The sequence below is a fragment of the Bacillus sp. FSL H7-0578 genome, assembly GCF_038630855.1.
In the GTDB taxonomy this organism is placed as follows: domain Bacteria; phylum Bacillota; class Bacilli; order Bacillales; family Bacillaceae; genus Bacillus; species Bacillus safensis.
On the sequence record NZ_CP152045.1, the window covers coordinates 3,460,203 to 3,485,606 of the forward strand.

A 25,404-nucleotide genomic window follows, 5' to 3' on the forward strand; every position below is an offset into this window, starting at 1 on the left:
GAACTATCTTGTCCGTGTTTGATATTTTCTAACGAGTACGAATAACGACCCGCCGAATAAAAGAATATACACCCAAAGAAGAGAGGTATCTCCCGTTTTCGGATTCAGCTGTCCAGACTCAGATTTGGTTTGATCATCTGATGGCGTAAATGTCATCTGCTCCGCACCCGTTTCCTCAGGTGCTGCATTCTCAAGTTGAGTTGTTTGAGAATCGTGATCATTTGGATTTTTGACAAAGCCGATACTCTCATCGTCTCCAATGACTGTTGAAATTCCGCTTCCCTCACCGAGAGCGATTCCTTTTGTGTCATAGACAAGTTTGACATCATACTGCTCATGGTAGTTCGCAGCTGGAATATCAATTTTTACGCGTGCAGCCTGAGCTCCACTTAAACTTTTTGCTTCATATTGAATAACGCGTGTATCTGCTTTTTCATCTGTTTTCGCGACAAGAGTCTCTTCAAACTTTCCGCCTGTTCCTACTTGGAATGACGTGATGGCTGAGCTGTTCTTCACTGTATATGAAACGAAATGGCGGCCATTTTTTACAACCAGTGTCGCAGGACTCACAACGTAATCGTTCATACGAGAAAGCTCATCCTTGTCTGCTTTCTTCATTGAGAAAGGAAGCTTGTATACACCATCTTTTAGCTGAGCCGTCTCTTGATTTGCTTCGCCGTTATTTGTTTCTGTTGTTGGTGTGTTTGGTTTTGGTGTTTCTGGTGCAGCTGGTTTTTCTTCCTCTACCACCTGCCCGTCCTTCACTGGAGCGATACTCTTTGAATCAAATTGAAAACGAATATCGTAGGTTTGGTCATAGTTAGCGGCTGCTACTACAATGTGTACTTTTCCTTTCACCGCTTTTTTCAAATCAGCAGCATCAAATGAAACCACTCTTGTATTCTTTGCTTCATCCTTGCTGACTATTTTGGCTTCTTGATAAGAACCGTTTTTCTCTGTTTTTAAAGAAGCGACAGACTTATGGTCCTTCACCGTAAAGGAAATGGTTTGCTTTCCATTTTTGACAGTTAAGGATGCAGGGTGTGAGAAGTAATCACTCATTCGAGATGCCTCATCCGTATCCCCTTTTAGCACACTGTAATTAATACGATATACGCCATCTTTTAATTGATTTTGCGCAGAATCATCTGGTTTTGGTTTTGTGCCATTGTTATTGCCTGGTGTTGTCGGTTGATCGTCTGGCTTTGTACCGTTTTGGTCATCTGGTTTTGTTTCGTTATCGTCTGGCTTTGTACCGTTTTGGTCATCTGGCTTTGTTTCATTATCGTCTGGTTTTGCAGGCGTAACGAGTGTTAGGCTGCTTTGATCAAATGCAAGCTGTACGTCATATGCTTCGTCATAAATAAAGCCGCCTAAATCCCAGTAAATTTTCACCCAGCCGTTTAATTTCGCTGATAAGTCATCGACATCAAATTTGATCACACGTGTATTGGCTGTTTCGTCCTCACTGACCGTTTCAGTGGTAACGAGAGCACCATTTTGTTCGACCTTGAAATCTGTTATTTCTTTGCTTTGCTTCAGTGTGACATAGGCTGTTTTCTTGCCATTTTCCACAATCAGCTTAGCTGGCTTTTCTGTATAAGTATCCATCATGGACGCTTCTGTGCTGCCATTTTTTAAAACGGTGAATCCAACTGTGTATTCACCATCAACGAATGATGCCGCTTGAGCTGTTCCTTGAGGAATCTGAAACGCAGTCAACAAACTGAATAAAACGAGCAGAATGGCTGCCTTTAGATGAAAAAGACGTTTCAAATGGTGACACTTCCTTCCGTTAATGCTTGATGATCCACTTTCTTGCTAAAAACCCGCCTGAACATAAGACAAGCACAAGGAGCCACCCTGTCTGGCTTGTATCACCAGTTTGAGGATTTTCTTGTTGTTTCGTTGTGGATGAATCAGCTTTGTTCGTTGATTCTTTTGATGGCTGCTGACTTTCTGCTGCACCCGCTGATTGATTTGCATTGTTAGACGAAAGTGACTTGATGCTGCTTTCATCGAATTTCAGCTGAATGGTGTAATCATGATCATAATCAGCAGATTTCACAGTGACATGAATTTTTGACTTGATTGGTTTAGACAAGCTTTGAGCTTGGAACTGAACGAGCCTTGTATTGGCTTTTTTATTTGTTGAGAGAACGGTTGTATCGACATAGCCGCCATTTCCCGGTACTTTAAATTCCGTTACCCAGCTGCTATTTTTAATCGTCATTTGCACTGTCAGGTTCCCATTTTTCACTATCACCTTTGCTGGCTTCAGCCAGTAATCATTTGCCATTGAGACCGCATTTCCTTCAGCTTTCAGCACTGTATAATTGACGGAGTATGTACCATCCTTTAATGCGGCAGCCTGTGCGTTTGAAAAAGGCAGCATAAGTGCCAGTAAAAAAACCGCCATGAAGACTGACAGCCTCATTCTTTTTTTCATCAAGCGAATTTCCTCCCTTTCTATTGAACAGATGCCGCATCAAACTTGAGGCGAATATCGTAATTGCCTGTATATCCGATAGCCGGTACAGTCACACTCACTTTTGCTGGTACGGCCTCAGTCAGGCTGTTCACATTGAATTCTACTGTTCTCTTATTCGCAGCTGTATTTGTACTAATCACCTTCGCATCTTTATAGACACCTTGATCGAGCGTTTTAAAGCTTGTGATCCAAGAGCTATTCGTTAACGTGACTTGCGCTTTGATTTTTCCATCCTTTACGACAAGCTTGGCTGGTTTTTCGAAATACGTATTCGCTGTTGAAGTCGAATCGCTATCAGCTTTCCATACCACATATTGCGCTGAATATTGACCATCTGCTAAGCCAGCTGCTGAAGCTGAACTAACAGGAGCTAGAGCAAATAATAGAACAAAACTAAGGAATAATAATACGGGTGACGTTGAACGAATGACTTTCATGTGAGCCCTCCTAAATGATATTGATAATTATTCTCAATAGACAATAAAAAAAATAACCTTCATAAGTGCTGGAACACACTTATAGATGATTGTGATAATCATTATCAATTGAGTTGAAAAAATAAATCTTTGCTTCCTAAAGTCAAAGATGTCTGCTTCTAAATGATGGATAAGAGTTTTAGGCAATCTGTCCCATTCATAATACCATGGCATAACCTCCATTCCATTACAGGGAAAAGAACCCTCTTCTCCTTGATATTATATAATGCATGAAATGATTGTCAACATCATTTTTCATACTATTGTCTTAGTTTTCTGGAAAATCACACAAAAAAATTTCGATCAGACACACTGATCGAAATCGATTAAGAAGGAACATGTTCCTCTATTTTGCTGTTTTTACGCTCTAAAGACCATGCATACATTTCACGAATAATCGGTTCAGTTTTCTTTCCTTGCACTGTTAATTCGTATTCAATCCGCACTGGAATGTCGGGGTATACCTTTTTCTCAACAAGTCCCTCAGCTTCTAAATCCTTCAGCCTTTCTGATAGTAATCTTCCGCTGATGTTCATTTCATTTTCAAGCTGACAAAAACGCTTAGGCCCTGTCAGAAGCTGATTGATGATGAGAATGACCCACTTCTTGCCTAGAATCTCCATGGCATCTGTAATTGGGCAGCCATCTACTTGAGCCATATCTTACTCCCTCCTGCTTTTTTCTCTTTTTTTCATTATAACACAATTAATTACTTGAAATAAGTCACTAACTATTATATAGTTTAGTTACTAAAAGTAACAAGGTATTCATTTTTTATAGATTTTCAAAAACATTTGAACATGCCGATGCATATATCATGAAGGAGATGACCGAGCTTGAAGACAATTGAGCTGCTAAGGTTGGGTGTGACAGAATTACATGTGTCCAGCTTTGATCGTTCTTTACCTTTTTATACAGACATTTTAGGATTTACTATATTAGAAAAAACAGATTCCACGGTGACACTTGGCAGCAATGCAAAGGAACCGATTCTTTTGTTAAAAGAAGATGCACAGCTCAAAGAGAAGCCTGATCATGAGCCAGGACTTTATCACTTTGCTGTTTTATTACCTACCAGAAAAAACCTGGGCACATGGCTGGCACATGTGATCAAAAAAGGCTATCCTTTAATTGGAGCAAGCGATCACTTTTTCAGTGAAGCCATTTATTTAAGTGATCCTGACGGCATTGGCGTAGAAATTTATGCTGACCGTCCTCAGCACATTTGGGTAGGTGAGCATGGAGAACTGAAAGGTGGCGGAAATGCACCGCTTGATGGAGATGATCTCCTTCAGGAAGCCGCTGATACCACATGGGAAGGACTCCCTGCGGGTACAGTGATGGGACACTTGCATTTCCATCTCAACCCAGAAGAAGCAGATTCCTTTTATGTCCATACGCTCGGTTTTCATATCCGAATGGCTCCACCAGCAAGCCTATTTATCGCTGCTGGTGTGTACCACCACCACCTTGCCTTTAATGCATGGGGACGCGGACGAAAAGGAGCCATTGATCCACGTTTTTCAGGAATTAGAAGCTATACACTGGTTTTCCCAGAAGAAGCAGACAGACAATCCGTCATCGAACGCCTGACAAAAGCAGGCACTCAAGTCAACACGACAGGAAAAAGCAGCGAATTTGTTGATCCATTTGGCGTTCTCGTTCGTTTACAGATTGAAGAAACAGACTAAAAAGAAGGTGCAGAATATGGACAAACACACAGAGCTTAAAACAGCCATATTAAAAGATAAAATCAAACGAGTACAGCAAGAAGACGGGTATATATATATCACTGGACCCATTAAACTCCCAGTGAATTTAGACGGCAGAACCGTCATGTTTAACTGGTATTCATGGTTAAAAGATGATGGAAAAGAGCCATTGTCGGATGAAGCTTTAATTGAAAGCCTCTCGTCCCGCCAGCTTGCTGATCATCAGCAGTCAAGCGTTCTTGTATACGGGGATTTTGAGCATGCTGACGAAGCTCTTATCCGCATGCATTCCATTTGCCACACTGGCGATATTTTCGGAAGCAAGCGCTGCGACTGCGGATTCCAATTGAAGCAGTCTATGCGAATGATTGAGGACAATGGAGCAGGAGCCCTGTTTTACTTAGCCAATCATGAAGGCCGCGGCATTGGTCTTTTCAGTAAAGCCATGGCTTATATTCTTCAAGAAAACGGCTATGATACAGTAGAAGCGAACGAAGCACTTGGTTTTGAAGATGACACACGTCAATACGAAGAAGCCATTGCCGTTCTTCAAACACTTCGTACAAAGCCGGTCAGACTCATTACCAATAACCCGAAAAAGACAGATGCGATCAGCCATGCAGGTTTATCTCTTTCTGGACGCATTCCACTTTGGGGAGATGTCTCTGAATTTAACGAAAAATACTTGCAGACAAAAATCAACCGCTCAGGTCACATGAAGGCGGAGCAAGAGGTGCGTACGATTGCCACATCATGAGCGATATATGAAGCTAGCCCTTGATAATGCACGGGCAATGAAAGGTCAGACATCTCCGAATCCGCTCGTCGGGGCTGTGATTGTGCGAGAGAATGAAATTGTTGGAGTCGGTGCTCATATGAAAGCCGGTGAACCGCATGCTGAAATTCATGCACTTAACATGGCCGGGGACAAGGCAAAAGGAGCCACGATTTATGTGACCCTTGAGCCTTGCTCCCACCATGGACGTACAGGCCCTTGTGCGGAAGCACTTGTGAAAGCCGGCGTCGAAACCGTTGTCGTGGCGGCACTTGATCCAAACCCGCTTGTCGCTGGCCGCGGGATTGCCATTTTACAAGACGCGGGTATACAAGTCATCACGGGCGTACTTGAACAGGAATCCATTTTGATGAATGAAGTGTTTAACCACTTTATTACGAAAAAAACACCTTTTGTGACGCTCAAAGCAGGCATTACCTTAGATGGAAAAATCGCCTCTGCCACGTCTGACAGCAAGTGGATTACATCTGAGACATCCCGTTATGATGCTCACCATATCCGCAGCATCAATGATGCGATTTTGGTCGGTGCTCAAACCGTCATTCACGATGACCCTTCATTAACTGCGCGGATTCCAAATGGGAACAATCCGATTCGAATTGTCTTAGACTCTAAGCTGTCAACACCACTGACAGCAAAAATCGTCACCGATCAGATGGCACCTACATGGATTTTTACAACAAAGCAAGCCGATGAGGAAAAACGAGCGGCTTTAGAAGAAGCTGGCGTCCGTGTCTTTATGACAGACAGCGACACGCGGGTTCCCCTGCAGGAAGTGCTTCAAGTGCTGGGAGAAAAAAATATCTCCTCTCTCATGATTGAAGGCGGCGGCCAGATTAACGCCTCGTTCTTAGAACAGCAGCTTGTAGATAAATTGGTCATCTATATGGCGCCTAAGCTCATTGGCGGACGACTTTCCCCTTCCTTTTTTGGAGGCGAAGGCATTCGCCTCATGAGTGATGCCATTGAACTGGATCAACTCACCGTGGAACCACTTGGAAAAGATATTAAAATAACGGGCTATCCCGTTTATCAATAACAAGTAGGCTGTCGAGAAAATCTCGACAGCCTTATTTTTGTCTTCTAGTCTCTTCTCTCTAAAAACTCAATTCGATTCCCAAAAGGATCTTCTACATAAAACCGATTGGCACCCTCCAATGGCTCATCTTCTTTTATACTAATCTGATGCTTCAATAATACCTCTTTTAATTCCGATAGGCTCTTTACAAGAAAAGCTGGATGAGCTTTCTTTGCAGCTTGAAAATGTTCCTGAATGCCAATGTGAAGCTGATGATGACCGCATTGGAACCAGACACCTCCGCGTTTAGCTAAATTACTAGGCTTAGGTATTTCTTTCATCCCTAAAATTTCGCCAAAAAACAAACGAGCTTTCTCTTCACTGCCTTTTGGGGCAGCTAGTTGAACATGGTCGATTCCAAAAAAGTTTGACATATTCCCTCTCCCTTTCTTTTCTCAATTGGTTTTCTATGTAGGGTTTCTTAAGTTTTGCGTTGCTGAGCAATATTTGATTCTTACTTCATTGGCGGGCTTGATACTTTGAGTCTTTCATTGAGGTGTTTCTTACGATGTAGGGTTTGAATGACAATTTTAAAAAACAGAACTCCCCTGGTCATGAAAGTTCTGTCTATCTAAGTGTCTCTTATAATAACAGTTGAAACCAAGACATATCATGTCAAGGTGTATGGGCGGTGATTCATTTTGGTGAAACTTGTCGTAAAATGTTTCATGTGAAACATTGATCGTTACTTCCCTTCGACCAGCCTGCCAAAGCTTTCTGGTGAAAGTCCCGGTGAAATGCGGACGCGGTGCAAGGACACCATGCCTTGTTCCTTCTTCGCATGTCCTGGTTCAGTGGTGACAGCCATTTGATATCCAGCTTCCTTCGCCAGCTTCAACGTCTCTTCATTATAGCGCCCGACAGGATAGCTGACCATTCTCGTACGCTGAGAAAACCGCTGATCGAAGAATGTCTTTGATCCTTTTAACTCTTCTTCCTGCTGCTGCTTTGATAATCGATTGAGCTCTAAATGATGAATCGTATGACTCTCAATCGATATCCCATGTGCCATCATCTCATCCATTTGCTCATCCGTTAAGTGATTTGGACGGCCAATGGATTGCTCAATCATGAAAATCGTTGCTTTCATTCCATACTGCTTTAAAATTGGAAATGCCTTTGTATAGTTATCCGTATATCCATCATCAAATGTAATGAGGACACTCTTCTTACTTGGCATCGAATTTGTTGTGAAAACGCGGTACGCCTCTTCTGGCGACAGTGTGACATAGTCATTGTCCTTCAGCCATTTCATATGAGATGCAAATTCGCTCTTTGGCACACGTAACGAGTTGCCGCTTGAGATACTATGATACATCAAAATCGGAAGCTCGACCGGCTCCTTTTGCTTCATCCAAGTTTTTGTCTCTATCACTGCCGTTTCTTTTTTCTGCTGAATCTCTTTTGTTTGTAATGGACCCTTTTCCTCTTTGACGACTTGCTGGCTTCCTTCCGCCTGCTCCTTCATTCCCATACAGCCCGAAATGAGCAGCAGCATAAGACCAATCGTCATCAGCCTACATGTTTTCTTCATTCACCAATCCTGCTTTCTCTTTATCTACCGAATGATTATAACAGAAATTGGTTATTCATTGACAACTATTTTGACAGGGTATTCATTTTTTTACACATTTCGATCATTTCGATGGCGAGCAGATGAATGGTCTCTGTTGTGAGCATTTGATCTTCTGCGTGTATGAGCAGTAAAGAAAACGGAAGCTGTTCACCTGCCGCTTCTTTTTGAATCAGCGACAAGTGCAGATTGTGGATGCTTCGAAAGGCTTCCTCCCCTTTTTCGATCAACTGCTGCGCTTTTTCAAAATCATCAGCTCTTGCTAGACGAATCGCTTCTACATAATGACTTCTTGCCTCGCCTGCATGGGCAATGATTTGAAAGGCTGCTCCCTGCATTTCCTCTAATACCGTCATCTGCTTCTCCTCCAATTATTCAAGATTCATTTGCTAGTTTCAGTGCATGCTCTAGAATTTTTTCTCCGTTTGCTGTTCCGTATAATCTCACATTGACGACATCGACAGGGATTTGATAAGGTGCCGCTGTTTTTTCTGCTGCTTTTTTCATAAAACTAACTTGCGGTCCAAGTAAAATCGCCTGTACATCCTCTCCATGCTCTTCTAGTTCATCCGCAATGGCTCCTTCAGGTATAGCATAAATATAGTAATCCAGCCCTTTAGCTTCTGCGGCAGCCTTCATTTTGGACACCACAATGGACGTTGACATTCCTGCTGCACAAGCGAGAATGATTCGTTTCATTTCTCATCACTCCTATTGATAAATGACTTCTGTTTCAACCTGCAGTTCCCTTGTTTTGATTAATGTCTGGTACCAATACGCAGATGCTTTCAGCTGACGATTTCGTTCATTCTCCAGCTGGATTTCGACTAATCCGTAGCGGTTTTTAAAGGCATTCATCGGTGAGACATTGTCTGTAAATGCCCAAAGCATATAGCCTGTGCAATTTGATCCTTCTGCTTTCGCTTGAAGTGCCCGCTTCAAATGCTGGCTGATAAATGAAATGCGATACTGATCATCAATGATACCGTCTTCTGTTTTAAACCGTTCTTCCTTTTCGACACCCATGCCATTTTCGGCCACAAACCACTCAATATTTCCGTATTCTTCTTTTATTCTCATCCCCATATCATAGACAATCTTCGGGTAGATTTCCCAGCCTCTGAAAGGATTCATTTTTCTCCCTGGAAGCTCAAACATATCGTAATAATAGGATGGATGAAAAGGTGTTCCTTCGTTCCAAGCCTTACTCGGTGCCTTGACACGATGCGGATAGTACAAGTTAAGCCCAACGACATCCACCGTATGATTCTTGATGATCTGAAGCTCTTCCTCTGTAGAATCGAAAAGAATATCATGCTTTTTCAACACATCGATCAGTTCCTCTGGATACTCCCCTTTGATGGAAGGATCTAAGAACATTCGATTAAAAAACAAGTCATACATACGTGCCGCTTCTTGGTCATGCGGGGCAGACGATCTTGCATACGTCACTTCTGGATTGAGAATCACGCCGATTTTGGCTCCTGCCGATTCCTTCAAACCCATCTCCTGAAACAGCTTCACTACTTTTGCTGTCGCTAGTGCTTTATGATAGTTCCACTGCATCCATTTCTTCGTATTTTGCTCAAACGGATATCGGATGGCATCTAGATAAACACGTGTCTGGACAACAATCGGTTCATTAAAACTAAACCAATGCTTGACCCGGTCTCCGTAGCGTTCAAACACCTTTTCTGCATAGAGAACAAACAGCTCGACAACATGCTTTGATGACCATCCGCCGTACTTCTCAAGCAAAACGGCAGGAAGTTCATAGTGCTCTAAGCAAAACATCGGCTCTACACCTGCTGCGATTAATTCATTGATCAGATCATCAATGTAACGAGCATAGGCCTCATCCACTATCCCATTCTCGTAATCTATGAGAAACCTCGACCAATTGATCGATGTCCTGTAATGTGTCAGCCCAATCTCTTTCATTAAGGCGACATCTTCAGGGTAGCGCTCGTAAAAGTTTGTCGCACCAGCAGGACCATAGCCTTCGTGCCACACGTGATATCCTTCCTTATACCATAAGTCGATGTACGAGTCCTGATGCGCCCGCTTTCCCTTCCATCCCTCGGTCTGCCAAGCAGAAGCCGCAGCACCTAGGATAAAATCACTTGGAATCTCAATTCTGTTCATGTCGCCGCCTCCCTTTTCTTCGTCTGAATGTTTATTCTGAATCTGGTGCTGCTTCTGGCTTGCGGTTAGACAATAGAACAAACGGTAAATAGATGAAAACAGCAACTCCAATGCAGATAAGCTGTGTGATGACAGCGCCCATACTGCCAGCGGTGGACAGCCATGCATTCACAAGCGGCGGTGTCGTCCATGGCACCATCACGACCGCTTTTCCAGCGAATCCTGTAGCCGTCGCAATATACCCAATCGTACCTGTCACAAGGGGCGTGACGATAAATGGGATCGCCATCACAGGGTTTAGCATCACAGGTAATCCAAAAATAACGGGTTCATTGATGTTGAACAGTCCGGGTCCAGATGAGAGCTTGGCAATGCTTCGCATCTCTTCCCTTCTCCCAGCAATAAAAATCGCAATCAAAAGACCAATGGTCACACCTGAACCACCGATGCTCATATACACATCCCAAAACGGCATCGTGATGATATTCGGTATCTCTTTTCCCTCTTGAAATGCTGTCATATTCACTGCAATCGATCCTAATAAGAGCGGCTCCCGGATCGGCTTAATCATCTGGTTGCCATGAATGCCGATCACCCAGAAAAATTGCGCCACAAACATCAACGTTAAAATCCCAGGCAGCCCCTGTACAACACTTTCTAACGGACGCTGCACCACGTTATACACTGCTTCATGCAGATAAATGCCTGTCAACCGGTGAAATGCAAAGCCAAATGAGCTAATGATTGTAATTGTAATGATCGATGGGAAAAGTGACGAAAAAGACGTTGCCACATTCGACGGAACCGAATCCGGCATCTTGATTTGCAGCCATTTCACCTCGGTCAGCTTACAAAAAATCTCCACAGATACGATCGCAATGATCATCCCTAAAAATAAGCTTTTTGGATCAGAAAATTGTCTTGCCAACACGTCAACAACCTCACGCATCGATCCATCGACTTCAAGAAGAAGTGTCGTTGGAATAACAGATATAAATGAAATCAATGCCATCAATCCTGGGAACAGAGACTTGTGACCGTTGATTTTCCCAAGCTCAATCCCAATGAGGAACACAGCCCCAATGGTTAAAAAGTTCAGTGTGGCATAATTGATTGCCTTCATAATAGGCTGAAGCTCTGCTAAAAACCTGAATATCTCAAAATGAGCAAGCCCTGTTTCCGGGCTCATGATCATATTCGCCACCAGTACAGCAAAAGCTCCTGTAATGATGATCGGCATCAGTGTGACAAATGCCTGTTTAATCGCCATAATATATTTCTGGTTGGTGATGCGATAAGCCACATGCCCCATGACATCTGCCGCTTTCTCCTTGAAGCTCATGATCCGTCTCCCCCTTTGCAAAAACTCGTGATCATCCTCCTTTTTGATGTTATTTTAAAAGCGCTTTCATTAACATCTAATCTTTTTCCTCACAGATGCGGAAATGGGTGCCGCGTTTTTTCATTTGGATGCTCCAATACTTGAAGCGCAGCTGTCAGTTCTTCAAATGAAGCGGCTTTGATGAGCTGTTCCACCACTTCCTTCCGTTCTGTCAGCCGCACAAGAAATTGATAAAGCGACTGTAATTCTTTTTGATACGTCTTCTGGATGCTTAACAAGCATACGACTTGTACTCGATCTTCTCCCCACAGCACCGGCTTTTTCAACGTACAGATCGCACAAAATGTGTCATCTGTTGCCGGCTTAATTGGATGAGGAATCGCAACCAAATGACCGAAAGATGTGGGTGACACCTGCTCTCTTTCTAGCAATAATTGTTCAAACTCGTCTGGGATTCGATGCTGCTCCTTTAGCACGTTCACAAAAAATTGAAGAACCTCTTCCCTTGATTGGAGATCTTGCTGAAAAAATGTCAGCGCCGGACTCACATACCGCAAAACTCCTGTATCCTGTGAATTCTTCACAAATCGTTTCAGCCGTACAATATCATCGTCACTCAGAATCGTATGTACATCAATTACTGGCACCGGCAATGTATTCTGAAGCGGAATGGTACTAATAATAAAATCAATGCTTCTTAAATCATACGAAGGAAGTTCCCCGACACTTGCAGTTCCAGCGATCTCCAGCCTTCCGCTAAAAGCAGCCGTGAGCTTATGAAGAAGAAGCTGACTGCTGGCGACACCCGTCGCACACACAATAAGACATGTCTTTCTCACATGCTGTGATTTTGTCCGCTCGATTGCAGCCCCAATATGAAGTGCCAAATATCCGATTTCATCCTCAGGAATCTCAACACCCTCTTTTTCCTTCAGCCATCTGCCCATATAAACACCCGCCTCAAACGCAATGGGATAATACCTTTTAATGTCTGGTAAATAAGGATTTCGGATGTTCATATCGTATCTAAAACGATGAATGGCTGAACGCAAATGAAGACTTAAACCAACGATCAGCTCCTTATCAAACTGAATATCAAGTGACATGTGCTCCTCTACATAAGCAAGCAATTGGTGAGTGAAACGAAAATGATCTTCGTCCAGCAGATGAAATAGCGTATGGCCAGCCTCTCCATATGCCATCATCTTTGCCCCCATTAAGTGAATCGCGATGTACGCCATTTCTGATAGCGGAAAATCAATCGATAATACGCGGCGAATATCTTCAGCCATTTGTTGAGCTACCTGGAAAACTGGCTGCACTTGAATTTCTCTCAATTCCGCTTCTGGCATCTTGACCAGCTTTTTTTCTTCAATTCGTTTGCATGCGATGGCAATGTGGGTTACTAAATTACTTAAACCGATTTCTGATAGATGAAGTCCGGTGGCTTTTGTACGTGAACGCACGATGTCCTGAATCAATTGATATGTTTCTTCAGGTAACAGTGCAGCGTTCGCGTGCTCCTGCTGAAACACATGCTCTGCCATACAATATCTTAATTTCATTTCATCGCCTGTCAGACGCAGTCCATATTTAGGCCGGTGCGATATAGAAAGTCCATGCAATGAAAACAAGTGCCTGACAGCTTTCAAATCATTTTTCACTGTAGATTCACTCACAAATAATTCCTCTGCCAATCCCTCTAATTTGATATAGTCTTCTGACAGAAGCAGTCTTTTCAATAGATAAGCGACGCGATCCTCAGGCTGATTGGGAATGAACGGTTCCTTTTTCTCATTCCTTTCTCTCAGTGACGTTTTCAAAAATGTACGAAATGCTCCATAATCTTCAACGCTCAATGTATACCCTGCCCCGCGTTTAATATGCAGTGCGGCACCATGTTCTTCTAAGATCTTTTTAAGCGCTTTCATATCTGTTCGAATGGTTCGTGATGTGACTCCGATCACACGGGCAATTTCTTCACTTGTCAGTTCCTGCTCCGCTTGCATCAATCGTTTCAGAAGCTCCTCCTGACGTAGAGATAGCATGGGCTCTCCTCCCTTGGCATTTACTTTTGCCTATCATCATAAACGAAAATAGAACTCTTTGCCCAGTATTTCTTTCAAATCGGGAACCTTGATATGGCTCATTCGTATGAATATGAAACTAGAGGAGGGATGCATTATGGGTACTTTTATGTTTGTAGTCATTATCATATTAGCTTCTTTAGGAGCCATCGTTGCCAGCTTGTTCACACCAAAGGATAAACGTGCATCTGCTAAGCGTTCTGCACATCATAGCTCAACGACAAGCACTTATACTGATTCGTATACCCATCACGCTTCTGATGCCTCCTGTGGGAGTGATTCAGGCGACAGCGGCGGTGGTGGATGTGATTAAACAAAAAACAGCCGCCCTTTTATGAGTCGGCTGTTTCATTTATGGTTTTAAAGAGCTTTCCAGCCCCGTTCAATCAAATGTTTAACATCCTTTGCAAAATCCTCGCCCTTTTCCATCACGTCCTGAGCTCTTCCTGCAAAATTACTGGCTACGGCCAGCTCCATTTTTTTCAATTCAAAGTGTAAGATTTTTTGATCAATCTCTGTTATATATTTTTCATATTCATTGTTGACGATGTCATGCATCACGCTGTAAGCGTCTTTCCGATGGTGATGAAAGTCGGTCCCTCTCCCGCCTTTCCATGACGAATCTAGTGCAGGCTTCTTGATTTCTTTGATATCTGACTGGGCAAGATCTTGTTCTGTTTGAATATTGCTTTTGGCTGTCTTTAACCGAGAGATCATTTCGTCAAATTCTGCACGTTTGTTCTCAATTCCCATATGCAGATGGTGCAGCATCTCGGATAAACTCATGTCATCCACCTCTATCTGACCTCATACGAAAGCATGGCGTGAGCGCCTTTGGAAACCATCGAATCACATGATTTTTCCAATCCTGACATTTCTATCGTTTTGCTTTCATTAAGTATAGTATAAGGCGAAAAGCCTCAGCCTTAAATAGGGAAAAGGTGTCCTTTTAGTGACGCGTTTGGAAGAAAAACGGAATAATACAAGGTCTTACACCCCTAATTTAATATGGGTCTTCAAGACTATAATTATACACCGCGTTAAATGTACCTATAAATAAAAGCGAGTGTGCTGATTATTTTGCAGCAATCGCTTCGTCTTGTTCTTTTAATGTTTTCACGTTAGAACGTGTATCCTGAACATTTTTAATTAAGGCTTCTTTAAAGCTTGAGACCATTTCGCTCACTTCTCTTTCACGTGCCGTCCACTTAGTTACAAATTCAAGGCTGTTTTCACCCGCTTTATCTGCTGCTTTTTTCATCGCTAAAGCTTCTACGGCTTGGGAGACTTCATCTAGTTTATCCATGACTGTTTGGTAGTTTAACTTAATTTGTCCCATTGTGATTTCCTCCAGATTTGTTCAGCATGACGCTCTCTTACAAGCTGCTCCATGCTTTTGAGATCAAGCGTTTTGCGTCCTCTACTGCGTCTTCTCCTTTTTCAGCAAGACGTGCGGCGTCTCCAGCTAAGGAACTGGCAAAGGATAACGCAGCTTGTTCTGCTTCTAATGTACTGATTTTGAATTCGATGCGGCTCACGTAGCGTGGGTATTGATCGTTCACGATTGTTTGCAGCGCATCATGTGCTTCATTTCGGTCTGTTTTGAAATCCTGGCTTCGCTCACCTTTCCAAGAGGTCCCAAGCTTTGGCTGCTTGATTTGCTTTAAATCTGTTTCTGCCGCATCTTGTTCACGTTCAACCTTGCTTTTCGCCTTTTTGAGTCGAGCAATTTTCTCTTCAATTTCTGCTTTTTTATTTGAAATGCCACCGTTAAGGGCAGACAGCATATCCGATAAGCTCATATGGGTTCCTCCTCCTGTCCAAAAATAAAAACGCTGCTTAGAGTCCCTCTAAACGAGCGTAAGGTGAATAGCACTTTTTCCAATATTGTTATTATAAGGTTCAAAGACTCATGTTTGAATAGGGATTTGTGCCCTTTTTATGGGATAAATATGCTTTCATTCTGCTTTATACCACCCCTTTCGACCTCTTTTATTGGAGGTCTAAATTCCTGTTCGTTTGCTATAAGCCACATATAGTCTCACAGTCCTAGGACAAACAAAGCCGCCCCCGTTCAGGAGCGGCTTTTGCAAACGGCTTATGAGGCCGATTCTTCTCTTTCTTGTTGATCTTTCACGTACCAAATGAATTTACCCGTATATCCGTAAATGATCGCAAGACCAATGGCGACAAAGCTCAACCACATAAATGGTAAATAAGAGAATGTCGATACGCCAAGAATTCCTGCCATGTAAATACCGTTATCTGACCATGGAACCATACCAGACGTAAGCGTACCACCGACCTCAGAGTTTCTGGATAAAACTCGTCTGTCTAACTTTAATTTATCGTAGCTCTTTTCCATAATTTTTGGTGTAAGGATTAACGATACATACATCGCACAGCCAAAGATATTGGCGAAGAACGCAACAACGAGTGTAGACAGCGTTACATTCCCTGCATTATGTAATTTTTTCTCAAATGTCGCGACGATAACTTTTAATACGCCTAAATATTCAAGTACTCCACCGAAGCCAAGTCCCAGGATAATCACCACTAGAGACCCTAACATATTAACGATACCACCGCGGTTTAACAATGTATTTAAGAATTCTACATCTGAATTAATAGAGAAACCATTATAAGCTGTACCAAGTGCATCGGCTGGATTCATTCCTTGGAATGCCATTGCCCAAACTGCGCCAAGAAGCGCACCAATCGCAATAACAGGCATTGAAGGCTTTTTCAAGACAAGTAATAGCACAACAATAAGCGCCGGAATGATCATCCAAATATTAATCGTGAATGTATCTTGCAGTGCTTGTTTCAAAAACTCTACTTTTCCTTGATCAATATTTTTTCCGCCATACATAAACCCGGTAATTGTAAACATAATAGCAGTTATGACAAATGCAGGTATGGATAAGACCATCATTGCTCTAACATGTGCGAGCACGTCCACTTTTGAAAGTGAGGAAGCAAGCACAGTACTATCAGATAAAGGAGATAACTTATCGCCAAAATAAGCTCCAGATAAAACAGCACCAGCCACGATAGGTAATGGAATTCCCAAACCTTCACCAATCGCTATCATGGCAATACCTGCGGTTCCAACTGTCCCCCATGATGTTCCTGTAGCAACAGACATAATGGAACAGATAATCAGTGTAGCTAGTAAGAAAATATTAGGATGAATAAATTCCAGTCCATAATAAATTAATGTGGGCACCACTCCGCCGGCAATCCATGTTCCAACAAGTGCACCTACAGCAATTAAAATCAAAACAGCCTCTAGACCATTCGATATCCCTTTTGTAATGGCGTTTTGAAGATCTTTGTATGAATGCCCCAATCGAATACCTAAAGCAATAACCATAAACCATGAGATAAACAATGCTAACTGAATATCTAATTTGAAGTAAAGAGTAAAAGATAAAACAATCGCTAAAAACAAGCCAAGTACAGCTACGACTTCTAAAATAGATGGTAGACGTGGTGATTTCATTGTGTTTCCTCCCTTTGTGCGTTCGTTAAGCGTTTTCAAAATATTGTGAAAAAAGTGTGTCAATTCGAAAGAAAGTGAATTGCCTGTTTTTCTCTTTTTCACAGGCAATTCCACATATTAATAAAATAAAATTTTTGATATTATTATCGCTCTAGGAGCTCTGCACCTGCAATGCCAGGCTTTGTCATCTCGAATGGATTTAAGATAATATCAAGTTCTTCTTCCGTTAAAACATCGTACTGCAAGCAAAGATCTCTAATCGATTGTCCTGTTAAAATGGCTTCTCTTGCAATTCTAGCGGCTGCTTCATAGCCTAAGTGAGGGTTCACGGCAGTGATCACGCCTGCACTTTTTTCTACATATTCTTTCAAACGTATTTCATTTGCTTCAATGTCCGCTAAGCAATGATCTGTGAATGAGCGGAATCCGTTATTCATTATACTAATAGATTGAAGCAAGTTAAAGACCAGAACTGGCTCCATCACATTTAACTCAAGCTGTCCTGCTTCAGAAGCAAGACAGATCGTGTGGTCGTTCCCAATGACCTGGAATGCGATTTGGTTAATGAGCTCAGCCATGACTGGATTGACTTTCCCAGGCATGATGGAAGATCCAGGCTGGCGGGCTGGCAATGCGATTTCAGCAAGACCTGCGCGCGGACCAGATGCCATTAAGCGAAGGTCATTGGCAATCTTAGACATGTTCATCATACATACTTTTAAAGCGGCGGATACTTCTGTGTAAGCATCTGTATTTTGCGTTGCATCCACGAGATGCTCTGCGCCTACAAGAGGAAGACCAGATATATCAGCGAGCTTCTTCACCACGATTTCAATATAACGAGGATCTGCGTTTAAGCCTGTCCCAACTGCTGTTGCACCCATATTGACTTCATATAAATGCTGTTTTGATTGGTTGATCCGCTTAATATCACGGCTCAGCACGCGGCTGTAAGCTTCAAATTCCTGTCCCAAACGGATTGGAACAGCATCCTGAAGGTGCGTACGTCCCATTTTGATCACATGATCGAATTCTTTCGCTTTCTTTTGAAAGACGTCCTGCATGACTTGCATCGTTTCAAGCAGAATATCTAACTGCTTGAGCACAGCAATGTGGATCGCCGTTGGGAATGAATCATTCGTTGATTGCGACATGTTCACATGTGTGTTTGGGCTTAAATGGATGTATTCTCCCTTTTGATGTCCCATGATTTCTAGTGCTCTGTTTCCAATCACTTCATTGGCATTCATATTCATGGACGTTCCTGCGCCGCCTTGAATTGGGTCGACAATAAAGTACTCGTGCAGCTTGCCTTCAATGACTTCATCAGACGCTTGAACGATGGCATTTCCAATTCCTTCATATAAACGTCCAACTTCCATATTGGCTTGAGCTGCTGCTTTTTTCACGATGGCAAAGGCTCTGATTAGTTCCTCGTGCATCCGATATCCTGTAATCGGGAAATTCTCTTTTGCACGAAGGGTTTGAACCCCATAATACACGTCTGCTGGAATTTCTTTTTCACCAAGAAAATCCTTCTCATAGCGATAAGTTGCTTGAACCATCTCTTATGACCTGCTTTCTATAGAATAGTTAAATCACTAAATCTTCTGCGATTGGCGTTTCCATAATCTTTTTGACTTCTCTTGGATCTGTTGTTTTGCCTAGTGCCCACATCAGTTTCGGCACGATAGCTTCTGTATTCATATTTCTTGAACGTGCCACCAATTCTTGATTGATCTTGCGCCCTACCTCATACACACTCATGTCTTCTCCTTCTTCAAGACACTGAGTGGTGATGACAACAGAAATGCCTTCTTCCAGCAATTCGTTAATCTTTTCTAAAAGGTTTCTTCCTTCGAAAGGAATTCCGCCGCTGCCGTAGCTTTCAATGACAACCCCTTTGTACATGCTTTTGACTGCATCTAAAAACTCGGGCTTCAGGCCTGGGTGCAATTTTAACAGACACACATCTGTGTTCAAGGATGCATCTAATTTAAGCGGTTTCATTGGTGTTCTTTTTACTTTGCTATTGTATTCAATTTGATGGTTTTCAATTGATGCAATATATGGGTAGTTAATGCTTTCAAATGCATCGTAGCTTTTCGTTCTTAGTTTGATCGCACGTGTGCCTTGGATGACCCTGCCATCAAACACGACATACACCCCGCCAACACCGTCACATGCAAAGCGAATCGCATCTGTGATGTTTTTCTTCGCATCTGTTTTCTTAAAAGTAATCGGAATTTGTGAACCTGTAATCACGATCGGCTTATCAGGATTTTGCAGCATATAAGACAGCGCTGCTGATGTATAGGCCATTGTATCGGTTCCGTGAGTAACGACAAACCCGTCATACTGATCATAATTCTCATAAATGGCTGTTGCGATATCAACCCAGTATTCAGGCTGCATATTTGTACTATCTATACTCATTAGGGACTTTGTGTCCATTGTATATTCTGCATTAATTTCGTTTAAATAGCTCAAAAGATCCTCAGCTTTAACACCTGGAGCTAAACCATTTTCACTCTCTACAGATGCAATCGTCCCACCAGTCGTTAAAAGCAATAATTTCTTCAACAGGTCCACCTCTTTCGTAAAATTACTTCGTTTGTCACACATATTATAAGCTAGCTTGTGCTATTCTATAATATACGCTTTACGCGTACCTTCATTGCCATTATAGTCACATAACGCGAATTAATCAAGAAATTGTTACGCATAACGCGTACATTCTATGTCAAAATATGATATACTGTTGTTGTAAATAAAGGAGCGTTCATGTATGATACTCGATCGTTTAACCACCCTTAGAAAAAAGAAAAAATGGTCTCTCCAGCATACGGCAGATCGCCTAGGTATCGCCAAAAGCACCTATGCCGGTTACGAATCTGGGTACCGACGACCTTCGCTTGAAGCAGTGAAGCTGCTGGCTGATTTGTATGATACGTCCATTGATTTTTTACTTGGTAGAACGGACGAGCCAGAGATACAACGCAAAATCTCTGATATCAAAATTGAACTGACGGAAGCAAAAGAAGGAACCATTTATGTAGACGGCGTTCCCCTAAATGAAGAAGAAATCAAACAGCTTGTTGCCTTTATTCGGGCGAAAAACACTCTAAAAGTATAAACACAGAAAAGAGAGGCACCTTATAAACAGATGCCTCTCTTTCCTTTTGCAATCTCAATATGGAGAAGACAGCTGGCTTAATTCCTCTAGCCGCCGCTTCGCTTCTTCTTTATTAAACGAACTATAATAGCGATAGTTCTCCTCATCTAAGATGCGGTAATGCTGACTAAGTACATTTTGCTGAAGGCGAAACGTGCCTTTTTTGACAGACGTCCTCCACCAAACCTTGCCGCCAATCGTACGCTCTACTGATAGATGTAATTCATCATGTGCCACAACTTCCAAAATCTCGAGCGGGTCATCCCCCAGGGTGCCTTTTAAAATGTCACTATCTCTGAATAATGCACATACGGCCGCGGATTGCGTCCAGTTGAGACGCAGCCTGTTTTTTTCAACCTGCTGTAGATGCCGTTTCGATAGACCAAGTACCTCCGCCATACGATCCTGCGTATAATCCTTTTCTTTTCGAATCCGTGCCATTTGTTCTGTGACGAGGTCGATTACCATCTCTTTATCCATCTCTCATCACCTCTTTCGAGTGTTCAGTCTTTACTGACATCATACACGATTTCTTCGAAAAAGTGGCGTCTCATCCTATGGAATTCTGACAAAAACAACTTAGTCGGTCTTCTCTTCTCCTTGGCCATGCTGCTGTCTCCAATTTTCTTGGGCTGTCTGATGTAAATATGGATAGATCTCCTGTTTGACGGTCTGCTCAAATACTTCTTCATCTAAAATGCTGTACGCCGGAATTTTGATCAATTTCCCATCTACTTTCCGAATGAGCACATCCATGAAAAGAAATCCTCTTATGCTGTAACGATGCCTGCGCATGTCGATTGATTGAATATCTTGAAAAGGAATCGTTCGCTCCCGATGCAGCACAGCGCCATTCTCTCCGCGCTGAATGCGAAAAATCACATTTCCCCTCTTCGTAAAAGCAGGCAAAATCATCAAAAAGGAGATCCAGCCATAGACAATACCTAATAGTCCGCCTAAAAATAAAAACAATGTATAGTTTGATTCAAATGTAAGAGCTTCTGAAAATAACCAAATACCGATAATACCGAAGCCGCCCGTTGCTAAGAATGCCCATACTCTTAAAAAAGGTCTGCTCCTTACTTCTATTACTTCACTTGGATTCAAGCGTCATTCTCCTTTTCTCCATTAGAATATAGAACGTAACCCGTCTAGATGAGCCGTCTCAATGCGAAATTCATTTTCTTTTATTCCTGATACAAGCCACGATTGGTTCTCACCTGGAATCACAAATATCATGGACTCCACATCAGGCGTATTATTTTTGTCATAGACGACCTTCATGAGGGAGTCCATCTTTCCTTTTCTCGTCTGCACATCAGAAACAAATGCCTTCACGAGCTCTTGATTCTCCGCTTTATTCAGAAAGGATGGCCACTCATTTTTCGCTTCGCTTGCTTGCTCTAACAGCATTTCAAATTCCTCTGCCTGCAGACTGATGACAGGTTCAGAGTGATCATTCATCTGTATGTTGAAAAAGGCTGTCACTTGCTCCTCTGCCTGCTGATCGCTGTTCAGTTTGCGAATCTGATGCACTTGTTGATCATAAAGCGTATGATGCGCATATACACCGGCCTGTGTTGTGTGAAAAGAGGTGCTGACTTCTTCATCTGTGTCTCCAAATTTAGATGCCTTGATCGTGTGAGAGGCATCATTCATCGCCTGGATGAAATGACGGTATTCCGCTTTATAACGGTATTGTCTGTTTCGAAATTCCAGTACACCTTTTGCAAGCAAAGAGCGGCACGCAATTTCAAATAAAAACCCAAGGCGCTCGTCCTCTACTTCAGGATAATAGGCCTCCTTTAAGGACATGCCTTGTTCAAAATAGCCTTCACTGTAAAAACTAAAGATGAGTTCCTCAATACTTAGACTTAGCTGATCCAACTTGATCTCTCCTTATCCAAAAGAAAATGCACCCTTAAAGAAATCGCCTGCACCCTTTATGAGCGAATCTGCGGTTTCTTTTGTTTTTTCTATCCCTTTATGTATCACCTGATTTGCCTGATCAATGGTATCATTCACTGCTTTCACACCTTGACCCGCCAGTTCGAATGCTTTTTTCCCTTTATCCACGACTGCATGAATCGGGTCCTTTAATTTCACTGCCATCTGTTCAGCAAAACCGGATGTCAGCTTGGCGACTTTTTCTCCAATAAATCCACCTACTGCTGAACCAATGGCTCCCCCAACAACGGTTCCAATCGGACCTGCAAAGCTGCCAAGAGCACCGCCGACAACGGCACCTGCGACAGAACCGCCAGCGATAAAGACCGTATTGTTCACTGCATTTCCAACAGCCTTTGCATTTTCACGCTTAAGAACTTCTGGCTGATCACCGAATTCTGCATAGTTCTCGGCAATTTTCAATCCACAGCCAACCGTTTCTGTTGCACCAGTGACAACTGTTGCAATGATGGCATTTCCTTTCGCAAATCTTGCACCATTTTTCAGAACAGACTTAATCGCAGCCGTGTCCTTCCAATTAATACTTCCTTTTGTAAAATCACGAACACTGTTTGTGAACGCAACTGTATCGTCAGGATAAAATTTTGTGAATTTCTTATGGACCAAGTCAGCCATCGGCCAGTTCGATCGTTTTAATAATTCTTTTTTACTCAGCCAAATCCTTGCTAACCGGTCAAATCTCGTTCCTTCTACCCGGCTGGTCAGATCAAGCAGCAGCTTTGAATGCTGCGCTGCATATCGGCCATTCTCTTTAATGAAAGTCGTCATCCCAAGCCCGTAATATTTCGCCTGCATCATCACGATACCAGCTAAGCTCGTGAGTGTACCATATTGATCATAGATACTGTACAATTTCCGCAATATATCATCTGCTTCGACCATTTTATCCGTTGCATGACGAATGGCAATATCATCACTGCTCAATTTGCTGATTAATGCCTGTCCTGCTCCCCATGCATCCCCGACACCAGAAAAACAGCTTCTATACCGAGGATCGCAGCCTAAAATCAGCCCGTCCAGTTCACTATGTAAATCGCGGTGCTTCGTTTCAATGGCTGACAGCTCACCTACAAAATCATTCGCCAGCCCAGTCAGCTGATCTGGATCAACCACAATGTCACGTGCCATCACATCATCTCCCTTCTCGGTTTCTTTCTCTTCGTTCTTCTCGTCTCTTTCGCTCAAGCTCTTCCATTCTGGCAATTTCAGCTTTACGCTCCTCAATTTTGACCGCTGCATCCCGCAGTTCCTGACTTGTTTCAAGCAAATCTTTTTCAAATTGATCGTAGCGTGCCGTTGTTTCTTCAAAGCTTTGATCAAATTTATCCCTTGCTTCTCCCTGCCAGCCTGATCCTACTGCCTTCAGCCGATTTTCCAGCAGCTGCTTGGACTGCCGAATCTCATCAGCCGCTTCCTGAAACTTTTGAGCGAGTGCCAGCGTTTGACTAGAATCCAACTTTCGCACCCCTTTCTCCCAATTTAACGTACAAATGGATGATTTTATATGTCCTCATTATAAATAAAAAGACACCCTAAAAAATCACCCTAAAGAACCATTCAGCACATTACCTAATGAAAGTAGGCCTTTTTCCTCTCTAATTGCCAGAGAAAGCCTTTCTTGTTATGAAGCGCATTCAAGACGTGATAAAATGGACGTATTCTACAAAAGGAGTGACGTATAGATGAAAGAGGAAATGATTCAGCGTTTCACAAGTTATGTGAAGGTAGATACGCAGTCGGATGCAGAAAAGGAAAGCTGCCCATCTACTGAAGGACAATTGAATCTGGCGAGACAGCTTGTTGAAGAAATGAAATCCATTGGAATTCAAGAAGTGACTATGGATGAAAACGGCTATGTCATGGGTACAATCCCTTCTAACACAGACAAAGATGTGCCGACCATTGGCTTTCTGGCTCATATTGACACAGCCACTGACTTCACCGGCAAAAATGTAAAACCGCAGCTTCATGAGAACTATCAAGGCGGCGACATTACCTTAAATGAAGATCTACATATCGTTTTATCTCCACAACAGTTTCCAAATTTACAAAAGTACCAAGGACATACACTGATCACTACAGATGGCACAACCCTGCTTGGTGCAGATAACAAAGCTGGTATCGCAGAAATTATGACCGCTATGCATTACCTCATCGAACACCCAGACATCAAGCATGGAAAAATCCGTGTCGCTTTTACGCCAGATGAAGAGATTGGCAGAGGGCCGCACAAGTTTGATGTTGATGCCTTTGGCGCTTCCTATGCGTACACAATTGACGGCGGACCGCTTGGCGAGTTGCAATATGAAAGCTTCAACGCAGCAGGCGCGAAAGTATCCATTAAAGGAAACAACGTCCACCCAGGAACAGCAAAGGACAAAATGGTCAGTGCTGCGAAAATTGGGATGCTCTTTCACAATAAACTTCCTTCTGAAGAATCTCCAGAATATACAGAAGGCTACGAAGGCTTTTTCCACCTGACGAAATTTGTAGGGGAAGTAGAAGAGGCTGAGCTGCAATATATTATCCGTGATTTTGATAAAGAGAAATTCAACAATCGCAAGGCCCTGTTTGAAAAAATAGCAAATGACTTAAAAGCCACATACGGAGAAAACAGCATCACCCTCAGCATTCAGGATCAATATTATAATATGAGAGAAAAAATTGAGCCGGTAAAACATATTGTAGACATTGCTCATGAAGCCATGGAAAATCGCTCAGTAACACCGGTCATTGAACCAATTCGCGGCGGCACAGATGGCTCCCAGCTTTCATATAAAGGTCTTCCAACGCCAAACATCTTTACCGGCGGTGAAAACTTCCACGGTAAATATGAATTTATTTCCGTTGAAAACATGGGGAAAGCAACCGAAGTTATCGTTGAAATTGCCCGTTTATTTGAAGAAAAAGCATAGACATGTTTAAAACCGTTCCTGTTCGGGAACGGTTTTTTAATAAAAGTTTACAATTTTCTGAAACTTTTATGACACTTATTCGTACTAATAGAGACAACCCCAGAAAAAATTCTTCTTGACGAGTGAAATAACTGGAAATAT

At 42.5% G+C, this 25,404-nt stretch carries 28 protein-coding genes; 6 read left to right on the plus strand and 22 right to left on the minus strand.

Annotated features, from left to right (window positions below; all coding sequences use genetic code 11):
- Nucleotides 1-3: 3 nt before the first annotated feature.
- The 4 genes from MHB41_RS17825 to MHB41_RS17840 form a co-directional block, all read right to left on the minus strand.
- Entirely contained in the window at nt 4-1,776 is a 1,773-nt protein-coding gene (locus tag MHB41_RS17825) for an NEAT domain-containing protein (RefSeq protein WP_340899704.1), read from the minus strand.
- Between the two features lie 19 nt (nt 1,777-1,795).
- Nucleotides 1,796-2,449, minus strand: a complete 654-nt coding sequence (gene isdC, locus MHB41_RS17830) for a heme uptake protein IsdC (RefSeq protein WP_340899703.1) — start codon at nt 2,447-2,449, stop codon at nt 1,796-1,798.
- A gap of 20 nt (nt 2,450-2,469) precedes the next feature.
- Nucleotides 2,470-2,928, minus strand: coding sequence for an NEAT domain-containing protein (locus MHB41_RS17835; RefSeq protein WP_034281350.1), 459 nt, complete (start codon nt 2,926-2,928; stop codon nt 2,470-2,472).
- 365 nt (nt 2,929-3,293) lie between these two features.
- Complete coding sequence (locus tag MHB41_RS17840) at nt 3,294-3,626, minus strand: helix-turn-helix domain-containing protein (RefSeq protein WP_034281352.1); 333 nt, start codon at nt 3,624-3,626, stop codon at nt 3,294-3,296.
- Nucleotides 3,627-3,803: 177 nt separating this feature from the next.
- On the opposite strand from MHB41_RS17840, the gene MHB41_RS17845 reads away from it, so the two are divergent.
- From MHB41_RS17845 to ribD, 3 genes are read left to right on the plus strand one after another with little or no spacing between them, the layout of a single operon-like run.
- Nucleotides 3,804-4,658, plus strand: a complete 855-nt coding sequence (locus MHB41_RS17845) for a VOC family protein (RefSeq protein WP_051627326.1) — start codon at nt 3,804-3,806, stop codon at nt 4,656-4,658.
- 16 nt (nt 4,659-4,674) lie between these two features.
- A complete protein-coding gene (locus tag MHB41_RS17850; protein WP_024427515.1) occupies nt 4,675-5,436 on the plus strand; it encodes a GTP cyclohydrolase II in 762 nt (253 codons plus the stop codon).
- Nucleotides 5,423-6,514: a bifunctional diaminohydroxyphosphoribosylaminopyrimidine deaminase/5-amino-6-(5-phosphoribosylamino)uracil reductase RibD gene (gene ribD / locus MHB41_RS17855; RefSeq protein ID WP_024423895.1), complete on the plus strand. Its 1,092-nt coding sequence runs from the start codon at nt 5,423-5,425 to the stop codon at nt 6,512-6,514. Before MHB41_RS17850 ends, ribD begins: the two co-directional genes overlap by 14 nt.
- A 44-nt stretch (nt 6,515-6,558) precedes the next feature.
- Here ribD and MHB41_RS17860 read toward each other — a convergent pair whose 3' ends face one another.
- From MHB41_RS17860 to MHB41_RS17890, 7 genes are all read right to left on the minus strand, one after another.
- Nucleotides 6,559-6,927: a VOC family protein gene (locus MHB41_RS17860; protein WP_024423896.1), complete on the minus strand. Its 369-nt coding sequence runs from the start codon at nt 6,925-6,927 to the stop codon at nt 6,559-6,561.
- Nucleotides 6,928-7,238: 311 nt separating this feature from the next.
- Nucleotides 7,239-8,087: a polysaccharide deacetylase family protein gene (locus tag MHB41_RS17865; protein WP_340899698.1), complete on the minus strand. Its 849-nt coding sequence runs from the start codon at nt 8,085-8,087 to the stop codon at nt 7,239-7,241.
- Between the two features lie 65 nt (nt 8,088-8,152).
- Complete coding sequence (locus MHB41_RS17870; protein ID WP_024423898.1) at nt 8,153-8,482, minus strand: PTS lactose/cellobiose transporter subunit IIA; 330 nt, start codon at nt 8,480-8,482, stop codon at nt 8,153-8,155.
- Between the two features lie 19 nt (nt 8,483-8,501).
- Nucleotides 8,502-8,825 carry a PTS sugar transporter subunit IIB gene (locus MHB41_RS17875; RefSeq protein ID WP_024423899.1) on the minus strand — a complete coding sequence of 108 codons (324 nt, stop codon included), beginning with the start codon at nt 8,823-8,825 and terminating at the stop codon, nt 8,502-8,504.
- A gap of 12 nt (nt 8,826-8,837) precedes the next feature.
- Entirely contained in the window at nt 8,838-10,271 is a 1,434-nt protein-coding gene (locus tag MHB41_RS17880) for a glycoside hydrolase family 1 protein (RefSeq protein WP_340899695.1), read from the minus strand.
- A 31-nt stretch (nt 10,272-10,302) separates the two neighbouring features.
- Nucleotides 10,303-11,613 carry a PTS transporter subunit EIIC gene (locus MHB41_RS17885; RefSeq protein WP_041118250.1) on the minus strand — a complete coding sequence of 437 codons (1,311 nt, stop codon included), beginning with the start codon at nt 11,611-11,613 and terminating at the stop codon, nt 10,303-10,305.
- An 89-nt stretch (nt 11,614-11,702) separates the two neighbouring features.
- Nucleotides 11,703-13,661, minus strand: coding sequence for a BglG family transcription antiterminator (locus tag MHB41_RS17890; protein WP_268481224.1), 1,959 nt, complete (start codon nt 13,659-13,661; stop codon nt 11,703-11,705).
- A 136-nt stretch (nt 13,662-13,797) separates the two neighbouring features.
- On the opposite strand from MHB41_RS17890, the gene MHB41_RS17895 reads away from it, so the two are divergent.
- On the plus strand, nt 13,798-14,013 hold the full coding sequence (locus MHB41_RS17895) for a hypothetical protein (RefSeq protein ID WP_254001492.1): 216 nt from the start codon (nt 13,798-13,800) through the stop codon (nt 14,011-14,013).
- Between the two features lie 47 nt (nt 14,014-14,060).
- On the opposite strand, the gene MHB41_RS17900 is transcribed toward MHB41_RS17895, so the two are convergent.
- The 6 genes from MHB41_RS17900 to MHB41_RS17925 all read right to left on the minus strand — a co-directional run bounded on the left by MHB41_RS17900 (nt 14,061) and on the right by MHB41_RS17925 (nt 19,788).
- Nucleotides 14,061-14,486 (minus strand): DUF5082 family protein, encoded by a 426-nt coding sequence (locus tag MHB41_RS17900; RefSeq protein WP_268481226.1) that lies wholly within the window; start codon nt 14,484-14,486, stop codon nt 14,061-14,063.
- 289 nt (nt 14,487-14,775) lie between these two features.
- Nucleotides 14,776-15,039: a YwqI/YxiC family protein gene (locus tag MHB41_RS17905; RefSeq protein ID WP_034281361.1), complete on the minus strand. Its 264-nt coding sequence runs from the start codon at nt 15,037-15,039 to the stop codon at nt 14,776-14,778.
- Between the two features lie 37 nt (nt 15,040-15,076).
- Nucleotides 15,077-15,502, minus strand: a complete 426-nt coding sequence (locus MHB41_RS17910; protein ID WP_024423906.1) for a DUF5082 family protein — start codon at nt 15,500-15,502, stop codon at nt 15,077-15,079.
- Between the two features lie 296 nt (nt 15,503-15,798).
- A complete protein-coding gene (nhaC, locus tag MHB41_RS17915; RefSeq protein ID WP_034281362.1) occupies nt 15,799-17,205 on the minus strand; it encodes a Na+/H+ antiporter NhaC in 1,407 nt (468 codons plus the stop codon).
- A gap of 143 nt (nt 17,206-17,348) precedes the next feature.
- On the minus strand, nt 17,349-18,770 hold the full coding sequence (gene aspA / locus MHB41_RS17920; protein ID WP_024423908.1) for an aspartate ammonia-lyase: 1,422 nt from the start codon (nt 18,768-18,770) through the stop codon (nt 17,349-17,351).
- Between the two features lie 28 nt (nt 18,771-18,798).
- Nucleotides 18,799-19,788 carry an asparaginase gene (locus MHB41_RS17925; protein ID WP_024427527.1) on the minus strand — a complete coding sequence of 330 codons (990 nt, stop codon included), beginning with the start codon at nt 19,786-19,788 and terminating at the stop codon, nt 18,799-18,801.
- Between the two features lie 205 nt (nt 19,789-19,993).
- Between MHB41_RS17925 and MHB41_RS17930 the strand changes: the two genes are divergently transcribed.
- A complete protein-coding gene (locus MHB41_RS17930) occupies nt 19,994-20,341 on the plus strand; it encodes a helix-turn-helix transcriptional regulator (RefSeq protein WP_065214960.1) in 348 nt (115 codons plus the stop codon).
- A gap of 54 nt (nt 20,342-20,395) precedes the next feature.
- Here MHB41_RS17930 and MHB41_RS17935 read toward each other — a convergent pair whose 3' ends face one another.
- The 5 genes from MHB41_RS17935 to MHB41_RS17955 form a co-directional block, all read right to left on the minus strand.
- A complete protein-coding gene (locus tag MHB41_RS17935; protein ID WP_024423909.1) occupies nt 20,396-20,860 on the minus strand; it encodes a helix-turn-helix transcriptional regulator in 465 nt (154 codons plus the stop codon).
- A 99-nt stretch (nt 20,861-20,959) separates the two neighbouring features.
- The gene (locus MHB41_RS17940; protein ID WP_046312740.1) at nt 20,960-21,487 is read right to left on the minus strand and encodes a YfjD family protein; all 528 of its coding nucleotides are present in this window, start codon (nt 21,485-21,487) and stop codon (nt 20,960-20,962) included.
- A 21-nt stretch (nt 21,488-21,508) separates the two neighbouring features.
- Nucleotides 21,509-22,267, minus strand: coding sequence for a hypothetical protein (locus MHB41_RS17945; RefSeq protein ID WP_268436748.1), 759 nt, complete (start codon nt 22,265-22,267; stop codon nt 21,509-21,511).
- Nucleotides 22,268-22,279: 12 nt separating this feature from the next.
- Nucleotides 22,280-23,476: a glycine zipper domain-containing protein gene (locus MHB41_RS17950; protein ID WP_024427531.1), complete on the minus strand. Its 1,197-nt coding sequence runs from the start codon at nt 23,474-23,476 to the stop codon at nt 22,280-22,282.
- Nucleotides 23,477-23,480: 4 nt separating this feature from the next.
- On the minus strand, nt 23,481-23,804 hold the full coding sequence (locus MHB41_RS17955; RefSeq protein WP_024427532.1) for a WXG100 family type VII secretion target: 324 nt from the start codon (nt 23,802-23,804) through the stop codon (nt 23,481-23,483).
- Between the two features lie 226 nt (nt 23,805-24,030).
- Between MHB41_RS17955 and pepT the strand changes: the two genes are divergently transcribed.
- Nucleotides 24,031-25,263: a peptidase T gene (pepT, locus tag MHB41_RS17960; RefSeq protein WP_217008653.1), complete on the plus strand. Its 1,233-nt coding sequence runs from the start codon at nt 24,031-24,033 to the stop codon at nt 25,261-25,263.
- Nucleotides 25,264-25,404: the final 141 nt, after the last annotated feature.

Bases quoted from the DNA above. Each gene is read 5' to 3' on its own strand.
- isdC (WP_340899703.1), bottom strand. From the start codon at position 2,449: ATGAAAAAAAGAATGAGGCTGTCAGTCTTCATGGCGGTTTTTTTACTG.
- MHB41_RS17835 (WP_034281350.1), bottom strand. From the start codon at position 2,928: ATGAAAGTCATTCGTTCAACGTCACCCGTATTATTATTCCTTAGTTTT.
- MHB41_RS17840 (WP_034281352.1), bottom strand. From the start codon at position 3,626: ATGGCTCAAGTAGATGGCTGCCCAATTACAGATGCCATGGAGATTCTA.
- MHB41_RS17850 (WP_024427515.1), top strand. From the start codon at position 4,675: ATGGACAAACACACAGAGCTTAAAACAGCCATATTAAAAGATAAAATC.
- MHB41_RS17860 (WP_024423896.1), bottom strand. From the start codon at position 6,927: ATGTCAAACTTTTTTGGAATCGACCATGTTCAACTAGCTGCCCCAAAA.
- MHB41_RS17865 (WP_340899698.1), bottom strand. From the start codon at position 8,087: ATGAAGAAAACATGTAGGCTGATGACGATTGGTCTTATGCTGCTGCTC.
- MHB41_RS17870 (WP_024423898.1), bottom strand. From the start codon at position 8,482: ATGACGGTATTAGAGGAAATGCAGGGAGCAGCCTTTCAAATCATTGCC.
- MHB41_RS17875 (WP_024423899.1), bottom strand. From the start codon at position 8,825: ATGAAACGAATCATTCTCGCTTGTGCAGCAGGAATGTCAACGTCCATT.
- MHB41_RS17880 (WP_340899695.1), bottom strand. From the start codon at position 10,271: ATGAACAGAATTGAGATTCCAAGTGATTTTATCCTAGGTGCTGCGGCT.
- MHB41_RS17885 (WP_041118250.1), bottom strand. From the start codon at position 11,613: ATGAGCTTCAAGGAGAAAGCGGCAGATGTCATGGGGCATGTGGCTTAT.
- MHB41_RS17890 (WP_268481224.1), bottom strand. From the start codon at position 13,661: ATGCTATCTCTACGTCAGGAGGAGCTTCTGAAACGATTGATGCAAGCG.
- MHB41_RS17895 (WP_254001492.1), top strand. From the start codon at position 13,798: ATGGGTACTTTTATGTTTGTAGTCATTATCATATTAGCTTCTTTAGGA.
- MHB41_RS17900 (WP_268481226.1), bottom strand. From the start codon at position 14,486: ATGAGTTTATCCGAGATGCTGCACCATCTGCATATGGGAATTGAGAAC.
- MHB41_RS17905 (WP_034281361.1), bottom strand. From the start codon at position 15,039: ATGGGACAAATTAAGTTAAACTACCAAACAGTCATGGATAAACTAGAT.
- MHB41_RS17910 (WP_024423906.1), bottom strand. From the start codon at position 15,502: ATGAGCTTATCGGATATGCTGTCTGCCCTTAACGGTGGCATTTCAAAT.
- nhaC (WP_034281362.1), bottom strand. From the start codon at position 17,205: ATGAAATCACCACGTCTACCATCTATTTTAGAAGTCGTAGCTGTACTT.
- aspA (WP_024423908.1), bottom strand. From the start codon at position 18,770: ATGGTTCAAGCAACTTATCGCTATGAGAAGGATTTTCTTGGTGAAAAA.
- MHB41_RS17930 (WP_065214960.1), top strand. From the start codon at position 19,994: ATGATACTCGATCGTTTAACCACCCTTAGAAAAAAGAAAAAATGGTCT.
- MHB41_RS17935 (WP_024423909.1), bottom strand. From the start codon at position 20,860: ATGGATAAAGAGATGGTAATCGACCTCGTCACAGAACAAATGGCACGG.
- MHB41_RS17950 (WP_024427531.1), bottom strand. From the start codon at position 23,476: ATGGCACGTGACATTGTGGTTGATCCAGATCAGCTGACTGGGCTGGCG.
- pepT (WP_217008653.1), top strand. From the start codon at position 24,031: ATGAAAGAGGAAATGATTCAGCGTTTCACAAGTTATGTGAAGGTAGAT.